An 18037-nucleotide genomic window follows, 5' to 3' on the forward strand; every position below is an offset into this window, starting at 1 on the left:
TGCACTAGCGAAACAATTATAACATGAAATAGCGAGTACAATAGTTAAAAGGTATGACGAACCTAATCAGAGTGAAAATAAACGCACTTCACATTGACGTTATAGCGAATAATAAAATGCCCGAAACGTCAGGCATTTTATTGGAAATATTATTGGCAGTAGTGACGAAATTATCGGCTTTTGTAAGAGGAAACTTTAGGCCGAAAAAGAGAATCTTTTAGGCGTGTGGCTCGCTTGGCAGCAGGCCGTGACGTTTCTGAATCTCTTCCGCTAGCCGGGTAAAATGCTGCTGTAACTGCTCGTCATGGTTCTGGTTTTGCGCTTCCAGCGTCAGGTTGTGGACCAGCAACTGATTGGCGCGATCGTCGAGACAGAAGGTCAAGGTGGCAAACGCATTTTCTAATACGGTTAAGCGGCGCTGTTGCTCAGCAATAAATGCCAGCAACTCTCCGAAGGTCATCGCCTCTTCTGGTTTTTCAGTAGTCATGTAAAACACCTCCTGTAAGCATGACGAGGCAAGAATAGGGGATCGTTTAACATGAGTCTAGATGCAGGCAGTTTTTCTGGCGAGAGGGAAATAAAAACAAAAAAGCCGGGTGGCGAAACCCGGCAAAAACGGCACAGTGGCTGTTAATCGTTATTAAACCAGTCGTCAGCGCTTTCCCAGGTTTCTTGTAACAGTTCGCTGATGCGTTCGCGTGACTCTTTGCAGCCACCAAACACGCTAAGTTGGTTGCCGCCGGCATAACGCACTTTGACGTGATGATCGTCGTCAGGGAAATCCTGCGTAATGCGACGGACCAGTTCGATGCTGAGTGCATCCAGTGCACCTGCAGGAAGGGGCGAAGTTTTTGCTACGGTAATTTCAACGCGCATAGAAGCCTCCGGAATAATATACTGTTTATTTGTACAGTATATTATTCCCGAAGGCAAGCAGCAGAAAATTATTCTTTGATGCGCCAGTTCAGCGTCTCACCGGCAAGGAAAGGCACCAGCGTGTCATCCGCCAGGGCAATGCTCTCTTCAACCTGCCAGGATTCACGCACCAGCGTCAGCGTGCCTTCATTCAGCGGCAAACCATAGAAGTTCGCGCCGTTCTCTGAGCAGAAGGCTTCAAAATGTTCCAGCGCCTTCAGCTCCTCAAACACCGTGGCGTAAGCAGGCAAGGAGGTCGGCGCATTGAACACACCGGCGCAGCCGCAACTTGCTTCTTTCAGGTGACGCAGATGGGGGGCGGTATCGGTACCGAGGAATACGCGACGATTACCGCTGGCGACCAGCTTACGCAGCGCTTCCTGATGAATATTGCGTTTCAAAATCGGCAAGCAGTAGAGATGCGGACGCACACCGCCAACCAGCATGTGGTTGCGGTTGAACATCAGGTGTTGTGGCGTGATGGTGGCGCCCAGCAACTCGTTTCCTGCCGCCAGATACTCCGCTGCTTCTTTGGTGGTGATGTGCTCCATCACCACTTTTAGTGCCGGGAACTGTTTGCGCAGCGGCTCCAGCACAGTTTCAATAAAGCGCGCTTCGCGATCAAAAATATCGATATGGGAATCGGTCACTTCACCGTGCACCAGCATGGGCATGCCGATCTGCTGCATGCGATCCAGCACCTTCGCGATCGCGGCGATATTGGTCACGCCGTGGCTGGAGTTGGTGGTGGCATGCGCAGGGTAGAGTTTGGCAGCGGTAAAAGTGCCGTCACGGAAGCCGCGTTCGATCTCATCGGGATCGAGTGAGTCGGTGAGATAGCAGGTCATCAGCGGAGTAAAAGCATGCTCAGCAGGTAACGCAGCCATGATGCGCTCGCGGTAAGCCACGGCAGCGGCCACGCTGATAACCGGTGGAACCAGGTTCGGCATGACAATCGCTCGACCATTCACTGCGCTGGTATAAGGCAGTACGGCGTTGAGCATCGCGCCATCGCGCAGATGAATATGCCAGTCGTCAGGGCGGCGGATGGTAATTTGCTGAGGTTGGGCTGTCATTCAAAAAGACTCCGGCTGAGAAGAAAACGAGAGGCGCGTTTAGGCCGGGGAGTAATCATAAGGATGTGGGCAACCGTTTGCACGGGATTTTATTGTGACAAACAAAAACCGCACCCGAAGGTGCGGCTACGCGGATTAATCAGTAAACGGAATCACCAATTGTCCCGGTTTCACTTCTATCCCTTTAGCGAGTTTCTTCGCCAGCGCTTCTCCTTTACTGCGGTCTGCGCTCAGCACGTAGGCGGGTTTCTCATTGAAATAACGCTTTAGCGACTCATTGAGATAAGGCGTTAGGGTTTTCATGATCGACGCCATTTTTTCTGGCTGCACCTGCGCATCGACAATCTCCATGTCATGCAGATAAATCGCGCCTTCCTGCGCGTTGTAAACCGGCTGCGCCTTCATCTTCAGCAGCATTTCGGCCTGCTGCGGACCAAACAGCGAGCTGACATTGATATTGGCTTTACCTGAGAGGGTGATTTTGCCAGGTTCTTCACGGCCAATCTGGCTGTTGAGATCGCTCAGCACAATGTGTGCATTCACCAGCCCGGAAACGCCGATGTCTTTTTCGAAGTTATTGCGCTTTTGCAGCGCCTGATTCACTTCCTGTTCGCTGATAGTGTATTGCGTCAATTGGTTACAGCCGCTGAGTAGCACGGCAAAAAGCAGGGCGACAAGCCCGGTAAACGCCTTTTTCATATAATCCTCATCCTGATCGAAACGGCAAAACAACGATAGCCTGCCTTAATCAGCGGCACCTGTCACCAGGAGAGGGATGAGAAGCGCCGTGGCGCTTCTCATGGATGAGGATTATGCAGCGATGGAGGAGAGCAGATTGACCTGAGTTTGTTTCGCCATATTATCGCGATAATCGGCAACGCGGCTTGGCCACTCAATACCATTGACCAGCGTTAAGGAGCGCAGCAGCGGGAACAGATGAATATCATCTTCTGAAAGTTCGCCATTGACCGCATTGGGCTTGACGATCAGTTTGTCGAGCTGGCGCAGATCATCGCTGATGTTTTTGATCAAGCCCGGCGCGTGTTTACGCAACTCGCCGAAATCCCCGACGCTGGCCTGCTTCTTCTCGCTAAAGTAGCTGCGCGCTTCCGGCGTAGCGAATTCGGCAAAGGAGGCATCGGCGATGCGCGGCAACAGCAACTTGTTGACGTAGCCATTCACATGGCGCAGCCAGTCGCTAATCGCCGGATTGCTTTTGCCATTCAGCAGCGGTTCGTGATCGTATTTATCCACCAGCCGCACAATATCCATACTTTCCGGCACCGCGCTGCCATCAGCCTTTTGCAGAATCGGCGCCATTTTCTGGCCGATCAGTTTTTTCGGCGTTTGCTCGTCGTCATTCAACATAACGATGAGTTCTAACGGCAGATTTTTTAAGCCGAAAATCATGCGTGCTTTGACGCAGAAAGGGCAGTGATCGTAGATGTAGAGTTTCATCCCGTTTCTCCTGTGGTTCTAAGGGTGACGGAGGTCACCCTTTTTTCGGACGTGCGGGAAGTATGGAAGAGATCTGTGGCAGGGGCAAACTAGCTGCTGAAAATTGCTGGCGCCACCGAACGCGGCTGGAACTGCCACCACAGCGCCAAAAGGGTGATCATCCCGACGCTGCTCAGCAGCATCCACGGCAGTTCCGGCAGCGCCCATTGCTGGCCCATATCGAACATCCAGCCACCACCGGAGTAGCCGATCAAACCGCCAATCGCGAGGCCGAGACGGCTGAAGCCCATGTAGCTACCGCGTGCGCGGGAGCTGGCGAGCGAAGCGCTGAGCGTTTCACGCGCCGGTTCAGCAATGATCGAGCCGAGATAAAAGATGGCGATCAGTATAAACAGCGACGGCAGCGAGTCGGTCATGCCAACCGGCAACAGACTGAACGTCATCAGGAACAAACCGGCCATTAGACGCGTTTCCAGGCGGAAGCGTTTTTCGCTCCAGCGTGCCAGTGGATAAAGCAGGCTTAATGACAGTAGCGCTTCAATGGCGTACATCCACTTCACCGCAGCAGGCGCACCGGCCACCTGATTCACCATCACCGGTAACATCAACATCACCTGCACGGCGAGAATGTAGTAACCGGTTAATGTCAGCACATACAGTCGAAAACGCTTATCCTGCCAGACGCGTTGCATCCCTTCACGCATCGCAATGCGTTCTGTTGAGATACGCCACGCCGGTAACCAAATGGCGTTGAACAGCGCAGCAGCGACGAACACCGCCGCGCCAACCCAGCACACCAGGCGGAAATCCCACGCCAGCAGCCAGCTACCAATCAGCGCCCCCAGCACCGCACCGGCGCTGTCCTGCATCATCAGCAGGGAGAAGAAGCGGCCGCGATCGCGTGCGCGCACCAGTTTCATCACCAGTGCGCTGCGTGGCGGGTCAAACAGCGTGCCGCCAAGACCGGATAGCAAGCAGGCGAACCACAGCAGCCAGGGTTGATGCGCCAGCGCCATGCAGGCAAAACCCGCCGCACGCATCAGCATGCCGGTGACGATCAGCGGACGCGCACCAAAACGGTCGGCAATCGCACCGCCGAAGATGCCGAATCCCTGCTGGACGAATTGCCGCAAGCCAAGCGCAATGCCGACCATCAACGCGGCCCAGCCCAGCTGTTCGACAAAATGGATAGAGATGAGAGGAAATACCACAAAAAATCCCATCACAACCAGCATGTTATCCACTAAAAGAAATGTTTTACCGAGGCGTCGTGCCCGCGCAACCCGAGACATGCTAATTCCTGAGCAAGTGAGAGGAGATAAGAGACCAATTGGTCTATTTTCCGCCTGCTCAAAGGCGAAAAACAGCTTTCTCAGGATGATATTTTTTCATCGAATCCGCAGAAATATTAATCCTCAATCAGGATGAATCCGGAGGAACGCGTTCAAGGGTTTTACCGCAAGCGGGGTGACGGTTATAGTGAGCAGTATCGCCGCTGGCGTACATCTTTCTTAAGTTATGGATTTCAGGAGTCATGATGTTTGGCTATCGTTCTGCTGGCCCACGCGTGCGCCTCACAACCGATCGCTTAGTGGTGCGTTTAGTACATGAACGCGATGCCTGGCGATTAGCGGATTATTACGCTGAAAATCGTGCGTTTCTTAAGCCGTGGGAACCGGTGCGCGACGAGAGCCACTGTTATCCTTCAGGTTGGCAAGCACGCCTCGGGCTGATCGCTGACATGCATAAACAGGGCTCAGCCTACTATTTTGTGTTGATGGACCCGGAAGAGACCGAAGTGCGGGGTGTAGCCAACTACAGCAACGTGCTGCGCGGCTCGTTTCACGCCTGCTATCTCGGCTATTCGCTGGGCGAGAAGTGGCAAGGTCAGGGATTGATGTTTGAAGCGCTCACCACCACCCTTCGCTATATGCAACGTCAGCAACGCATTCACCGCATCATGGCAAACTACATGCCGCACAATCAGCGCAGTGGCGATCTGCTGGCGCGCCTCGGATTTGAAAAAGAGGGCTACGCCAAAGATTATTTATTGATTGATGGACGCTGGCAGGACCATGTCCTGACTGCGCTGACCTACCGGGAGTGGACCCCGGATCGCCGTGGACAATAAAAAAGGATTATCCCCAATGAAAATGGCCTTATCCGCGCAGGCGCTGCGCGTAATTGGATGCCTGCTGGAGAAGCAGGTCACCACGCCAGATCAATATCCGCTCTCCCTTAATGGCGTTGTCACAGCCTGTAATCAGAAATCCAACCGCGAACCGGTGCTGAATCTCAGCGAGATGGAGGTGCAAACGCAGCTCGATGAGCTGGTGAAAAAGCATCTGGTGACCTCCAATAACGGCTTCGGCCAGCGCGTCAGCAAGTATGAACAGCGTTTCTGTAATTCCGCGTTCGGCAACTTGCAACTGAACAGCGCTGAAGTCGCGGTGTTGACACTGTTGTTCCTGCGCGGCGCTCAGACGCCTGGCGAGCTGCGTACCCGTAGCGGTCGTCTGCACGAATTCAGTGATATGAATGAAGTCGAGCAGACGCTTAACGGCTTGACCACGCGCGATGATGGTCCAATGGTGGTGCGTCTGGCGCGCGAACCGGGTAAACGTGAAAGCCGCTATATGCATCTGTTTGGCGGCGAAGTGGCGGAAGACGCGGCCAGCACAGAAACCACGAGCGACAATGACGATTTAATCGCGCGTGTTGCGCAACTTGAAGAAACGGTTGCTCAGTTGCAGTCGCAACTGCAACAGCTGCTGCAAAAGGATCTCTGATATGACGCTGCGTATTGGCATTGTCGGTTTAGGCGGTATCGCGCAGAAAGCGTGGCTGCCGGTGTTATCGCAGGCCAGCGGCTGGCAATTGGCTGGCGCGTTCTCGCCCAATCAGGCCAAGGCACAACCGATTTGCGATAGCTATCGCATCCCCTATTTTGGTCAGCTGGATGCGCTGGCCGCAGCCAGCGATGCGGTGTTTGTTCACAGCAGCACCGCCAGCCATTACGAAGTGGTCAAAGCGCTGTTGCTGGCGGGCAAAGATGTGTGCGTCGATAAACCGTTAGCCGAAACGCTGCAACAGGCTGAAGCACTGGTTACGCTGGCGGACAAGCATAAGCGCAAGCTGATGGTGGCATTTAATCGCCGTTTTGCGCCGCGCTATCAGCAGCTAAAAAATGACATGCCTCGCGCGGCCTCGCTGCGCATTGAGAAGCATCGCGCGGATAGCGTTGGCCCGCACGATCTGCGTTTTACCCTGCTGGATGATTATCTGCACGTAGTGGATACCGCGCTGTGGCTGGCGGGCGGCAGCCTGACGCGCGAGCTGGGGCATATCGAGACCAATGACGATGGCGCGATGCTGTACGCCGAACACCATTTCACCGCCGGTTCGCTGCAAATTACCACCAGCATGCATCGCCGCGCCGGCACGCAACGCGAAGTGGTCAGCGCCATCTGCAACGGTGATTACATCGAAATTAACGAGATGCGCGACTGGCAGCAGGAAAACCGCAGCGGCATCGTGCGTGATGTGCCGCCCGCGTGGCAAAGCCATCTTACCCAGCGCGGTTTCAGCGGCGCAGCGCACCATTTCATTCAGTGTGTTGAAAATCAGACGATGCCTGAAACCAGTGGCGAACAGGCGCTGGCGGCGCAGCGTCTGGTGGAAAAGTTGTGGCGCGATGCCGAACGTGAATAATCCCTTGTAACACTCAATGCTGGTCATTTCCCGCCGTGTCAGTAGACTATCGCCGGACATCAAGGGATGTCCGCGCTAAGTCGCTCATTTCTCCGACACTTTTCAGGATGCGCCACTCAAAATGAATTTGTTGAAATCGCTGGCTGCGGTCAGTTCGATGACCTTGTTTTCCCGCGTGCTGGGCTTTGCCCGCGATGCCATTGTGGCGCGCGTTTTCGGTGCGGGGATGGCAACCGATGCCTTCTTTGTTGCCTTCAAACTGCCCAACCTGCTGCGCCGTATTTTTGCCGAAGGCGCGTTTTCTCAGGCGTTCGTACCGATCCTGGCGGAATATAAAAGTAAGCAGGGCGAAGATGCTACGCGCGTGTTTGTGGCCTACGTTTCCGGTTTATTGACGCTGGTGCTGGCGGTGGTGACTGTGTTGGGGATGATCGCTGCGCCCTGGGTGATTGTGGTGACGGCGCCAGGTTTTGCCGATACCGCCGATAAATTCGCCTTAACCAGCGCGCTGCTACGCGTCACCTTTCCTTATATTCTGCTGATTTCGCTGGCCTCGCTGGCGGGCGCCATCCTCAATACCTGGAACCGTTTTTCCGTGCCGGCGTTTGCGCCAACGCTGCTGAACATCAGCATGATTGGTTTTGCCGTCTTCGCTGCGCCGCATTTTAATCCTCCGGTGATGGCGCTGGCGTGGGCCGTGGTGGTGGGCGGCGTGTTGCAGCTGTGCTATCAGCTGCCGCATCTGAAGAAAATTGGCATGCTGGTTCTGCCACGCCTGAATCTGCGCGATGCGGGCGTGTGGCGCGTAATGCGTCAAATGGGACCGGCGATTCTTGGCGTGTCGGTCAGTCAAATTTCACTGATCATCAACACCATCTTCGCCTCCTTTTTAGTTTCCGGTTCTGTTTCATGGATGTACTACGCCGATCGTCTGATGGAGTTTCCATCCGGCGTACTGGGCGTGGCGCTGGGCACCATTTTGCTGCCCTCGCTGGCGAAGAGTTTTGCCAGTGGTAATCAGGAAGAGTATTCACGGTTGATGGATTGGGGCCTGCGTCTCTGCTTCCTGCTGGCGTTGCCGAGCGCGGTAGCGCTGGGGATCTTGTCCGGACCGCTGACGGTCGCGCTGTTCCAGTACGGGAAATTCACCGCCTTTGATGCCTTGATGACGCAACGCGCGCTGATTGCCTATTCAGTGGGTTTGATGGGGCTGATTGTGGTGAAAGTGCTGGCACCCGGCTTCTATTCTCGTCAGGACATCAAAACGCCGGTGAAAATTGCCATCGTGACGCTGATGGTGACGCAATTGATGAACCTGGCATTTATTGGCCCGCTCAAACACGCCGGTTTGTCGCTGTCGATCGGTTTAGCCGCTTGCCTGAATGCCGCGCTGTTGTACTGGCAACTGCGTAAGCAGGATATCTTCCAGCCGCAGCCTGGCTGGTTCAGTTTCCTGACCCGTTTGCTGATTGCGGTATGTGTGATGGCCGCAGCATTGCTGGGCGTTCTGCAGGTCATGCCAGCATGGGAAGAGGGGCAGATGTGGTGGCGCCTGATTCGCCTGGCGGCAGTCTGCGCCATCGGCGGCGGCGCATACTTTGTGATGCTCGGTCTGCTCGGCTTCCGCCCGCGCGACTTCGCACGCCGCACTCTGGCGTAAAAAACCTGCTCCCACGCAAACGGAAGCTTGTTTTGGTCCGGCGGTCCTCGCGCCGCTTCGCGGTTCCTTCACTTCGTACGTCAGCCTGACGGACCGGCTCAGACGGGACTTCCTTGTCCCGGCTGAGCCTTTCGCCCGCGTCCTGCGGGCAAATCCTGGCTTCCTTTCTTCGTTCAGCGCTGCGGATGCCTGCCCAAAACAAGCTCCCGCCTGCTGTTTATCTCTTGTGCGCTATGCTTAAAACCAAAGAAAAAAGGCCGCCGTCCCGAAAGATAGCAGCCTCTTCAAACCCACTTTTTACCCTTTACGGCTCAGCGTCGCCTGACCTTTGCCCAAACCATCCGGCCCGTAAAATGCCTGCGTTTGATGCGGTCGCAACACCGCCAATGCTTCATTGGTGAAGCCAATCTGATGCTGCAACAAAATCCCGTTATGCGTATTGGCATCGCGCAAGCGGCGCGTGTGCTGTTGAATACGCGCCCAGCGGTTTTCGCGATCGCTGTGATCACCATAGGGCGCCTGCGTACCAAGGGATTTCTCGGTGGTGCGGCGCATCTCGTCCAGATAATTCAACGTGGTCAGCAGCGCGCTTTTATCTTCAGAAATACGCTGCAGCATGTTGCCATTAACCTGGCCGGCAGAAAGTTGCTGTTGTTCTTCATCCATTACCACCGCAAGGGATGTCAGCACGTCCTGCATTTTGTCTAAGGTGATCAGCAGATTGTCCATTGGGATTAGTTACCCTCTAAATACGCCTTGGTATCGGCGATCAGCGCGTCGGCGATCTTACCGGTATCCATTTTCAATTCGCCATTACGAATGGCCGTCTTCAGCTGCTCAACGCGCGCTGTGTTAATGTCTTTGCTGCCAGGCTGCATCAGTTGCGCCTGCGCGCTACTCAACTTCACTTCTGCACCGCTTTCGCTGGTGGTGCTGGCTGCTGGCGTGGCGCTCTGACGCACTTTGCTGCTGTTATCGTTGGTATCGCGTGTTTGAACAGTGCTAACCGGATTCGTAGGCTGCGTTCTGTCGATGCTCATGGTAAGGCTCCTGTAAGGTCAGTTGGGGGTCAGCCAACTGAGTCAGCATAGGGTAATGTCTTTGTTGATATCTCTATCGGCAGAAAAACAGGGTTCTTTAACGCTTTATAGCGATATCAGAATATTCCCATCCGCGTCGACGCGACCACTGACAACCTGACCATTTCCCATCCTCACGCGCACCATTTGTGCCGCGCTGGCGTTGTTCAGCGCACGTCCTTCGCTGCTGGCATTAAACCCGTTTCCACTGGCGACTACCATCACATTTTGACCGGCTTTCACGCGCCACGGCTGGCGCACCATGGTGGCAGTCACCGGCTGTCCTGGCGGGATATCGCGCAGCGCGACGGCATCGATGACGCCGCTGCTATCCATCAAGGCGCGCGCCGGCAGTTCATCCAGCCGCCCGGTTTCAAGACGCACATCAGATGGGCTGAGATTGCTGCCGCGTGCCACCTGGCGACTCGCCACCAGATATTGTCCGGTGACCTGTACCTGCACCTGCAGGAAACGACGGTTTTGATCGCAGTTAGCGGCGATGCTGATGTTGCCCCACTGACGGCTATTACCCGGCAGCTGCAGTTCAGGGGTTTCGCAGTTTGGCCACTGCGCCTGCGGTGTACGCACCACCACCGTCATGCCTGCGGCATGTTGTGGGTCGCGTGCCTTAAAAAATTGGGTCAACTGCGCGGTAAGGTCCGCGGCAGAACTGGGGAGCGCCAGTGCCAGCAACAATGTGACTAGCAAGGTGGAATATCTGCGCATAACGCCTCCTGACGAGAAGATGGCAGTGAGTCTACGCCTCGCGCAAAAAAACCAATGTCAAAAATAGCCGTCATTTTTGCTGCTATTCAGACGATCACCCTTGCATTTGTCCCCTTAAGCTGTCAGCTCGAAATTCTCATTCGCGGAGGAAGCATGCTCGACAAACTCGATGCCGCGCTGCGATTTGGTACTGAAGCGTTAAACCTGCGAGCTCAGCGTCAGGAAATTCTGGCGTCAAACATTGCCAACGCCGATACCCCGGGCTACCAGGCGCGGGATATCGACTTTGCCAGCCAACTGAGCAAGGTGATGCAAAACGGTCGCGCCCAAGGCAGCAGTCTGGCGCTGAATGTGACGTCCTCACGCCACATTGAAGCGCAAACCAACTCTCAGCCGTCACTGGATCTGCTGTACCGCATTCCCGATCAACCCGCCGCGGATGGCAACACCGTGGATATGGATCGCGAACGTACACAGTTTGCTGATAACAGCCTGAAATACCAAACCGATCTCACCCTCATCAGTAGCCAGATTAAAGGCATGATGAGCGTTCTGCAGGGGCAATAAGCATGGCATTGCTGAATATCTTTGATATCGCAGGTTCTGCGATGACAGCGCAATCACAGCGCCTCAACGTCAGCGCCAGTAACCTGGCCAACGCCGACAGCGTTACTGGCCCAGATGGCCAGCCTTACGTGGCAAAGCAGGTGATTTTCCAGACCGACGCCGCACAAGGTGCAGCCACCGGCGGCGTTAAGGTCGCAGGCGTGGTGAACGATCCTACTCCGGCAAAACTGGTGTACGACCCGGGTAATCCGCTGGCGGATCAGAAGGGCTACGTCAAGATGCCGAACGTTGATGTTGTGTCCGAAACCGTTAACACCATGTCCGCGTCGCGCAGCTACCAGGCCAACGTTGAAGTGCTGAACACGGTGAAGTCAATGATGATGAAAACTCTCACCATCGGTCAGTAACGGAGAACGAATATGAGCGTAGCAGTAGGCATTAAAGACAGTCTGGACCCAACGGTACTGACCTCCAGCAGCGCCTCGAGCGGTAACTCTTCCGCCGACCTGCAGAATCAGTTCCTTAACATGCTAGTGGCGCAGCTGAAAAACCAGGATCCCACCAATCCTATGGATAACAGCCAGCTCACCACCCAGTTGGCACAGATAAACACCCTTAGCGGTATCGAAAAGCTGAATACCACACTGGGATCCATCTCCGGCCAGATCACGACCAGCCAGTCGCTGCAGAGTTCAACGCTGATTGGTCACGGTGTCATGGTCAAGGGATCGCAGGTACTGGTGGGCAGCGGAACCACGACGCCATTTGGTGTTGAGCTGGCGACCGCGTCGACTGCCACAAGTGTCACCATTAAAGACAGTAATGGCGCCACGGTCCGCACCATCGATCTCGGCAAACTGAGCTCTGGCGTTCACACCTTCTCGTGGGACGGCAAACTGGATGACGGTTCTACTGCCGCGGATGGCAAATATTCTGTCTCACTGGCCGCCAGCAATGGCAGCACGCAACTGGTGGCGCAGCCGCTGAATTATGCCTATGTCAATGGCGTCAGCACCACTGATGGCACTACAAAACTGGATCTCGGCACCATGGGCTCCGCGACCCTCGATGAAATTCGTCAGATTCTCTGATTAACCTTTTTGCAGGAGAGATTACATGTCTTTTTCACAAGCGGTGAGCGGCCTGAATGCTGCTTCCAGCAACCTGGATGTGATTGGTAACAACATCGCCAACTCCGCCACAGCCGGTTTTAAATCCAGCACAATTGCCTTTGCCGATATGTTTGCCGGTTCTAACGTCGGTCTGGGGACTAAAGTTGCCGCCGTTATCCAGAACTTTGGTGATGGCAGTACTACATCAACCAGTCGTGGATTGGACGTCGCGCTGAGCGGCAACGGCTTCTTCCGTATGACCGACGCTAGCGGCGGTGTGTTCTATTCCCGTAACGGCCAGTTCACGCTGGATGCAAACCGTAACCTGGTGAACACCCAAGGACTGAACGTCTCTGGTTATCCGGCCAGTGGCACACCACCCACCATTCAGACCGGTGCGAATCCGGTGGCGCTGAGCATTCCAACCACGCAGATGGGCGCTCGCGCAACGACCACCGCGACTCAGGTTGCGAACCTGAACTCCACCAGCACCACGCCGAGTGTCACCACCTTTGATAAGTCCAATGTAGATAGCTACAACGCAAAAACCACCATGACGGTGTATGACACTCAGGGTAACGATCACCAGTTAGATATGTATTACATCAAAACGGCAGATAACACCTGGACCGTGCATATGGTTGACTCCACCACCGGTAATGAAGTCGGTAACACTGCGGGCGGTGACAGTCTGGGCTACCAGATGCAATTTGATGCTAACGGTAAGCTGACCGGCGTATCAAAAATGATTAATGATACGGCCAACCCTGGCACTGCAATTCCTGATACCGCTACCACCAACGCTTCGCTGGCAAACCTGGTTGTGGGTGGCACCAACGGTGCGGCTGGCATGAATATCAGCCTGAGCATGTTGGGCAGCCTGCAGCAAAACACCGGTGCGACCACCTTTGGTAACCCAACACAGGACGGTTATCAGCCGGGTGATTTGACCAGCTACACAATTAATGATGACGGCACCATTACCGGCACTTACTCGAACCAGAAAACCCAGTTGTTGGGTCAGATCGTGTTGGCGAGCTTCTCTAACCCGGAAGGTTTGAAGTCTGAAGGCGATAACGTCTGGTCAGCAACCAGCTCATCAGGGCAGGCCGCGGTCGGTCTGGCAGGCACCGGTACTTACGGCAACCTGACTTCAGGTGCGCTGGAAGCGTCCAACGTCGATATGAGTAAAGAGCTGGTGAATATGATCGTTGCGCAGCGTAACTATCAGGCCAACAGCCAGACCATCAAAACTCAGGACCAGATTCTTAACACCCTGGTTAACTTACGTTAATTCGCTAACGGGATTGCCTTATGGATCACGCAATATATACCGCCATGGGCGCGGCCAGTCAGACGTTGGAGCAGCAGTCGGTAACGGCCAGCAACCTCGCCAACGCCTCAACGCCGGGCTTTCGTGCTCAGCTCAACGCGTTGCGCGCGGTGCCGGTCAGCGGCTGGTCGCTGCCAACACGTACGCTGGTTGCCGCTTCCACGCCGGGCGCCGATATGTCACCGGGCTCGATGGATAACACCGGCCGCACGCTGGATGTAGGTGTCGCGCAGGACGGCTGGTTGGCAGTGCGTGCCGCTGACGGTACCGAAGCTTATACCCGCAACGGCAACATGCAGATCAGCTCGACCGGTATTTTGACCATTCAGGGCAATCCCGTGATGGGCGATGGCGGTCCGATCGCCATCCCGCAAGGTGCTGAATTGACCATCGCGGCAGACGGTACCATCACCTCGCGTAACGCCGGTGATGCGCCGAACGCCACGGTGCAGATTGGTCGCCTGAAGCTGGTGCGCGCCACCGGTAAAGAGATGCAACGCGGTGATGACGGCATGTTTCGCCCTAACCAGCAAACCCAGGCGACGCGCGGCGCGGCGCTGGCGAACGATGCCACCATGACGGTGATGCCTGGCGTGCTGGAGGGCAGTAACGTGAAGCCGGTGGAAACCATGGTCGATATGATCGCCAACGCCCGACGTTTTGAGATGCAGATGAAAGTGATCTCCAACGTCGATGAAAACGAACAGAAAGCTAACAGCTTGCTCAACATGAGCAGCTAAGGCGTAAGGAAAACACCATGATTCGTTCTTTATGGATCGCCAAAACCGGTCTTGACGCTCAGCAAACCAACATGGACGTCATCTCCAACAACCTCGCGAACGTAAGCACCAACGGCTTTAAACGTTCGCGCGCGGTATTCGAAGATTTGATGTACCAAACCCTGCGTCAGCCGGGCACCCAGTCGTCGGAGCAAACCACGCTGCCGTCTGGTTTGCAGATCGGTACCGGTGTGCGTCCTGTCACCACCGAACGTCTGCATCAGCAGGGTAACCTGTCGCAGACCAGCAACTCGAAAGACGTGGCGATTAACGGCCAGGGTTATTTCGAAGTGCAGATGCCGGACGGCACCTCGGCGTATACCCGTGATGGTTCATTCCAGGTTGACCAGAACGGTCAGCTGGTGACCAACGCCGGTTATCCGGTGCAGCCAGGCATCACCATTCCGGCCAACGCCACCAGCATCACTATCTCGCGCGATGGCGTAGTGAGCGTAACGCAGCAGGGCCAGACCAACCCCGCACAGGTCGGTCAGCTGACGCTGAGCACCTTCATGAACGATGCGGGCCTGAATAGCCAGGGTGAAAACCTCTATCAGGAGACGCAGGCATCCGGTGCGGCAACGCAGAGCACGCCAGGCCAGAACGGCGCGGGTCTGCTGTATCAGGGTTATGTCGAAACCTCGAACGTCAACGTGGCGGAAGAGCTGGTGACCATGATTCAGACGCAGCGCGCCTACGAGATCAACAGTAAAGCGATCAGCACCTCCGATCAGATGCTGGCGAAGTTAACCCAGCTGTAATGCTGGTGTCGTTGGGCCAGCCTGGCTGGCCTGATTAAGCAACATGAATAAGGTTAGAACTCCGTGGCGAAGCAAGTGATTCTCAAGCCTGGTCATTGGTTGGTAGCCACGCTGCTACTCACTCTTAACGGTTGTGCGCTGGTTCCGCGCACGCCATTGGTGCAAGGGGCGACAACGGCAGAGCCGACGCCATCCGCACCACCAGTGGTGAACGGTTCCATTTTTCAGGGCGTCGCACCGCTGAACTACGGCTATCAGCCGCTGTTTGAGGATCGCCGTCCACGCAACATTGGCGACACATTGACGATCACCTTGCAGGAAAACGTCAGCGCCAGCAAAAGTTCTTCCGCTAACGCCAGCCGCGATGGCAGCAACAGTTTTGGTGTGACAGGTGTACCAACCGGCCTCAGTGGTCTGGTGGGGGCCGGTGGCGAAAAAGCCACGCTGGATGCCAATGGCAAAAATGACTTCGCCGGCAAAGGTGGCGCGACGGCGAATAACACCTTTACGGGCACCATCACCGTCACCGTCAATCAGGTGTTGTCGAACGGCAACCTGCGCGTGGTGGGTGAGAAACAGATCGAAATTAACCAGGGCACCGAATTCATCCGCTTCTCGGGCGTGGTTAACCCGCGCACCATCAGTGCCAGCAATGCGGTGCTGTCAACGCAGGTGGCCGATGCACGTATTGAGTACGTCGGAAATGGTTATATCAATGAAGCGCAGACGATGGGCTGGTTCCAGCGTTTCTTCCTGAACGTCTCGCCGATGTAAGAGGTAGTAACAATGAATATGACGACTCTGCTCCGCCTGAGCCTTGGCTTACTGCTTGGTTTCAGCGTTCTGGCGCATGCTGACCGCATCCGCGATCTGACCTCCGTACAGGGCGTGCGCGATAACCAGCTGATCGGTTACGGCTTGGTGGTGGGCCTTGATGGTACCGGTGACCAGACCACGCAAACGCCGTTTACCACGCAAACCGTGAGCAACATGCTCTCCCAGCTCGGTATTACCGTGCCAGCGGGCACCAATATGCAGCTGAAAAACGTGGCGGCCGTTATGGTCACCGCCAAGCTGCCGACCTTTGCGCGTCAGGGACAAACCGTTGATGTGGTGGTCTCCTCGCTGGGTAACGCCAAAAGTCTGCGCGGCGGTACGCTGCTGATGACACCGATGAAAGGTGTCGATAACCAGGTTTATGCGCTGGCGCAGGGTAACATTCTGGTTGGCGGTGCCGGCGCTTCAGCCGGTGGCAGCAGCGTGCAGGTTAACCAGCTGAACGGTGGCCGCATTACCGGCGGCGCCACGGTAGAGCGTGAACTGCAGAGTAACTTTGGTAGCCAGAACACCATCAACTTGCAGCTGAATAATGAAGACTTCAGCATGGCACAGCGCATCGCCGACGCCATCAACAGCCGTGGTATTGGCTCCGCGCAGCCGCTGGATGCGCGTACCGTGCAGATCCGTGTTTCGCCGAATAACAGTTCTCAGGTGCGCCTGCTGGCCGAAATCCAGAACCTCGACGTTTCAGTGCCGCTGGAAGATGCCAAGGTGATCATCAACTCACGTACCGGTTCGGTGGTGATGAACCGCGAAGTGACGCTGAATACCTGTGCGGTGGCGCAGGGCAACCTGTCGGTTACCGTCAATCAGCAGCAGAACGTCAGTCAGCCTGATACGCCGTTGGCGGGCGGTCAGACCGTGACCACCAACAATACCCAGATCGATCTGCGTCAGAGTGGCGGCGCGCTGCAACGGGTTAACGCCAGCGCCAACCTCAACAACGTGGTACGTGCGTTGAATGCGCTGGGTGCGTCACCGATTGAGCTGATGTCGATTTTGCAATCGATGGAAAGCGCAGGCTGCTTGCGCGCCAAACTGGAAATTATCTGATGAACGATACGCAATCGCTGGTGAATGCGGCGTACGACAGCCGCTCGCTGAACGACCTGAAACGCGAAGCCGCCGCCGACCCAAAAGGGAAGGCGATGCAGGTGGCCAAGCAGGTGGAAGGGATGTTCGTGCAGATGATGATGAAAAGCATGCGCGCTGCGCTGCCGCAGGATGGCTTGCTGAGCAACGATCAGACGCGGCTTTTCACCTCGATGTACGATCAGCAGATTGCGCAGGACATCGGCAAACGGGGTCTCGGCATGGCCGATATCATCGTTAAACAGATGCAGCCCGCTCAGGAGCCGGACGAAACCGCCGGTACGGTGCCGATGAAGCTGGATAACAGCTTCATCTATAGCAATCTGCCGTCGAATCAGCTGGAGCAGATGGTGCGTAAAGCGGTGCCGCGTTTGCCAGTCTCGCCGAGCAGTTTGCCCAGCGACAGTAACGACTTTATCGCCCAGCTGGCGCAACCGGCGCAGGTCGCCAGCCAGCAGAGCGGCATTCCGCATCACCTGATTCTGGCGCAGGCCGCGCTGGAATCCGGCTGGGGCCAGCGACAGATCCTGACGCGCGACGGCAAGCCGAGTTACAACGTGTTTGGTATTAAGGCGAGCGGCGACTGGAAGGGCGCAACTACCGATATCATGACCACCGAATACGATGGCGGCGTGGCGAAAAAGGTGCGCGCCAGTTTCCGTGTGTATGGCTCCTATATGGAAGCGCTCAGCGACTACGTCAAACTGCTGTCCAATAATCCTCGTTATGCCGCCGTTGCCAACGCACCGAGCGCCGAGCAGGGCGCGCGTGCCTTGCAGGCCGCCGGTTACGCGACCGATCCAAAGTATGCGCAGAAACTGGTGGGAATGATCCAGCAATTCAAAAACATGGGCGAAAAAGTGGTGAAGGCTTACAGCAACGACATCACCGATTTGTTCTGATTTTTGCTCTCAAGTTTCACTTAAGC

22 protein-coding genes are annotated in these 18037 nt (G+C 55.6%); 13 read left to right on the forward strand and 9 right to left on the reverse strand.

Annotated features, from left to right (window positions below):
- Positions 1-217: 217 nt before the first annotated feature.
- From NQH49_RS07515 to mdtH, 6 genes are all read right to left on the reverse strand, one after another.
- Positions 218-487 (reverse strand): hypothetical protein, encoded by a 270-nt coding sequence (locus tag NQH49_RS07515; protein ID WP_008103116.1) that lies wholly within the window; start codon positions 485-487, stop codon positions 218-220.
- Between the two features lie 143 nt (positions 488-630).
- Entirely contained in the window at positions 631-876 is a 246-nt protein-coding gene (dinI, locus tag NQH49_RS07520) for a DNA damage-inducible protein I (RefSeq protein ID WP_007893661.1), read from the reverse strand.
- Between the two features lie 68 nt (positions 877-944).
- On the reverse strand, positions 945-1991 hold the full coding sequence (gene pyrC, locus NQH49_RS07525; RefSeq protein WP_256696177.1) for a dihydroorotase: 1047 nt from the start codon (positions 1989-1991) through the stop codon (positions 945-947).
- A 135-nt stretch (positions 1992-2126) separates the two neighbouring features.
- Complete coding sequence (locus NQH49_RS07530) at positions 2127-2690, reverse strand: lipoprotein (RefSeq protein ID WP_008103112.1); 564 nt, start codon at positions 2688-2690, stop codon at positions 2127-2129.
- 111 nt (positions 2691-2801) lie between these two features.
- On the reverse strand, positions 2802-3449 hold the full coding sequence (gene grxB / locus NQH49_RS07535; RefSeq protein WP_256696178.1) for a glutaredoxin 2: 648 nt from the start codon (positions 3447-3449) through the stop codon (positions 2802-2804).
- 89 nt (positions 3450-3538) lie between these two features.
- A complete protein-coding gene (gene mdtH / locus NQH49_RS07540; protein WP_256696179.1) occupies positions 3539-4741 on the reverse strand; it encodes a multidrug efflux MFS transporter MdtH in 1203 nt (400 codons plus the stop codon).
- 245 nt (positions 4742-4986) lie between these two features.
- Between mdtH and rimJ the strand changes: the two genes are divergently transcribed.
- The 4 genes from rimJ to murJ all read left to right on the forward strand — a co-directional run bounded on the left by rimJ (position 4987) and on the right by murJ (position 8820).
- Positions 4987-5580 carry a ribosomal protein S5-alanine N-acetyltransferase gene (gene rimJ, locus NQH49_RS07545; protein ID WP_008103106.1) on the forward strand — a complete coding sequence of 198 codons (594 nt, stop codon included), beginning with the start codon at positions 4987-4989 and terminating at the stop codon, positions 5578-5580.
- A gap of 16 nt (positions 5581-5596) precedes the next feature.
- The gene (locus NQH49_RS07550) at positions 5597-6238 is read left to right on the forward strand and encodes a DUF480 domain-containing protein (protein ID WP_256696180.1); all 642 of its coding nucleotides are present in this window, start codon (positions 5597-5599) and stop codon (positions 6236-6238) included.
- 1 nt (position 6239) lies between these two features.
- Positions 6240-7160, forward strand: coding sequence for a Gfo/Idh/MocA family protein (locus NQH49_RS07555; RefSeq protein WP_256696181.1), 921 nt, complete (start codon positions 6240-6242; stop codon positions 7158-7160).
- Positions 7161-7281: 121 nt separating this feature from the next.
- Positions 7282-8820, forward strand: coding sequence for a murein biosynthesis integral membrane protein MurJ (murJ, locus tag NQH49_RS07560; RefSeq protein WP_256696182.1), 1539 nt, complete (start codon positions 7282-7284; stop codon positions 8818-8820).
- Positions 8821-9117: 297 nt separating this feature from the next.
- Here murJ and flgN read toward each other — a convergent pair whose 3' ends face one another.
- The 3 genes from flgN to flgA form a co-directional block, all read right to left on the reverse strand.
- Positions 9118-9549, reverse strand: coding sequence for a flagellar export chaperone FlgN (gene flgN / locus NQH49_RS07565; protein WP_256696183.1), 432 nt, complete (start codon positions 9547-9549; stop codon positions 9118-9120).
- Between the two features lie 5 nt (positions 9550-9554).
- Entirely contained in the window at positions 9555-9860 is a 306-nt protein-coding gene (gene flgM, locus NQH49_RS07570) for a flagellar biosynthesis anti-sigma factor FlgM (RefSeq protein WP_256696184.1), read from the reverse strand.
- A gap of 105 nt (positions 9861-9965) precedes the next feature.
- On the reverse strand, positions 9966-10625 hold the full coding sequence (gene flgA / locus NQH49_RS07575) for a flagellar basal body P-ring formation chaperone FlgA (RefSeq protein WP_256696185.1): 660 nt from the start codon (positions 10623-10625) through the stop codon (positions 9966-9968).
- A 153-nt stretch (positions 10626-10778) separates the two neighbouring features.
- Between flgA and flgB the strand changes: the two genes are divergently transcribed.
- The 9 genes from flgB to flgJ all read left to right on the forward strand — a co-directional run bounded on the left by flgB (position 10779) and on the right by flgJ (position 18011).
- Positions 10779-11192, forward strand: a complete 414-nt coding sequence (gene flgB, locus NQH49_RS07580) for a flagellar basal body rod protein FlgB (protein ID WP_256696186.1) — start codon at positions 10779-10781, stop codon at positions 11190-11192.
- 2 nt (positions 11193-11194) lie between these two features.
- Positions 11195-11599 (forward strand): flagellar basal body rod protein FlgC, encoded by a 405-nt coding sequence (gene flgC / locus NQH49_RS07585; RefSeq protein WP_064740862.1) that lies wholly within the window; start codon positions 11195-11197, stop codon positions 11597-11599.
- Positions 11600-11611: 12 nt separating this feature from the next.
- Positions 11612-12283 (forward strand): flagellar hook assembly protein FlgD, encoded by a 672-nt coding sequence (gene flgD / locus NQH49_RS07590; protein ID WP_256696187.1) that lies wholly within the window; start codon positions 11612-11614, stop codon positions 12281-12283.
- A 25-nt stretch (positions 12284-12308) separates the two neighbouring features.
- Positions 12309-13598 carry a flagellar hook protein FlgE gene (flgE, locus tag NQH49_RS07595; protein ID WP_256696188.1) on the forward strand — a complete coding sequence of 430 codons (1290 nt, stop codon included), beginning with the start codon at positions 12309-12311 and terminating at the stop codon, positions 13596-13598.
- Positions 13599-13618: 20 nt separating this feature from the next.
- Positions 13619-14377 (forward strand): flagellar basal-body rod protein FlgF, encoded by a 759-nt coding sequence (locus NQH49_RS07600; protein ID WP_008103084.1) that lies wholly within the window; start codon positions 13619-13621, stop codon positions 14375-14377.
- 17 nt (positions 14378-14394) lie between these two features.
- On the forward strand, positions 14395-15177 hold the full coding sequence (gene flgG / locus NQH49_RS07605) for a flagellar basal-body rod protein FlgG (protein ID WP_007885801.1): 783 nt from the start codon (positions 14395-14397) through the stop codon (positions 15175-15177).
- A gap of 63 nt (positions 15178-15240) precedes the next feature.
- Positions 15241-15951 (forward strand): flagellar basal body L-ring protein FlgH, encoded by a 711-nt coding sequence (locus NQH49_RS07610; protein ID WP_256696189.1) that lies wholly within the window; start codon positions 15241-15243, stop codon positions 15949-15951.
- 12 nt (positions 15952-15963) lie between these two features.
- Entirely contained in the window at positions 15964-17070 is a 1107-nt protein-coding gene (locus NQH49_RS07615) for a flagellar basal body P-ring protein FlgI (protein ID WP_305961173.1), read from the forward strand.
- Positions 17070-18011, forward strand: a complete 942-nt coding sequence (flgJ, locus tag NQH49_RS07620) for a flagellar assembly peptidoglycan hydrolase FlgJ (protein WP_256696191.1) — start codon at positions 17070-17072, stop codon at positions 18009-18011. Before NQH49_RS07615 ends, flgJ begins: the two co-directional genes overlap by 1 nt.
- The last annotated feature ends 26 nt before the right edge of the window (positions 18012-18037 follow it).

The organism is Pantoea trifolii, assembly GCF_024506435.1.
GTDB lineage: Bacteria > Pseudomonadota > Gammaproteobacteria > Enterobacterales > Enterobacteriaceae > Pantoea > Pantoea trifolii.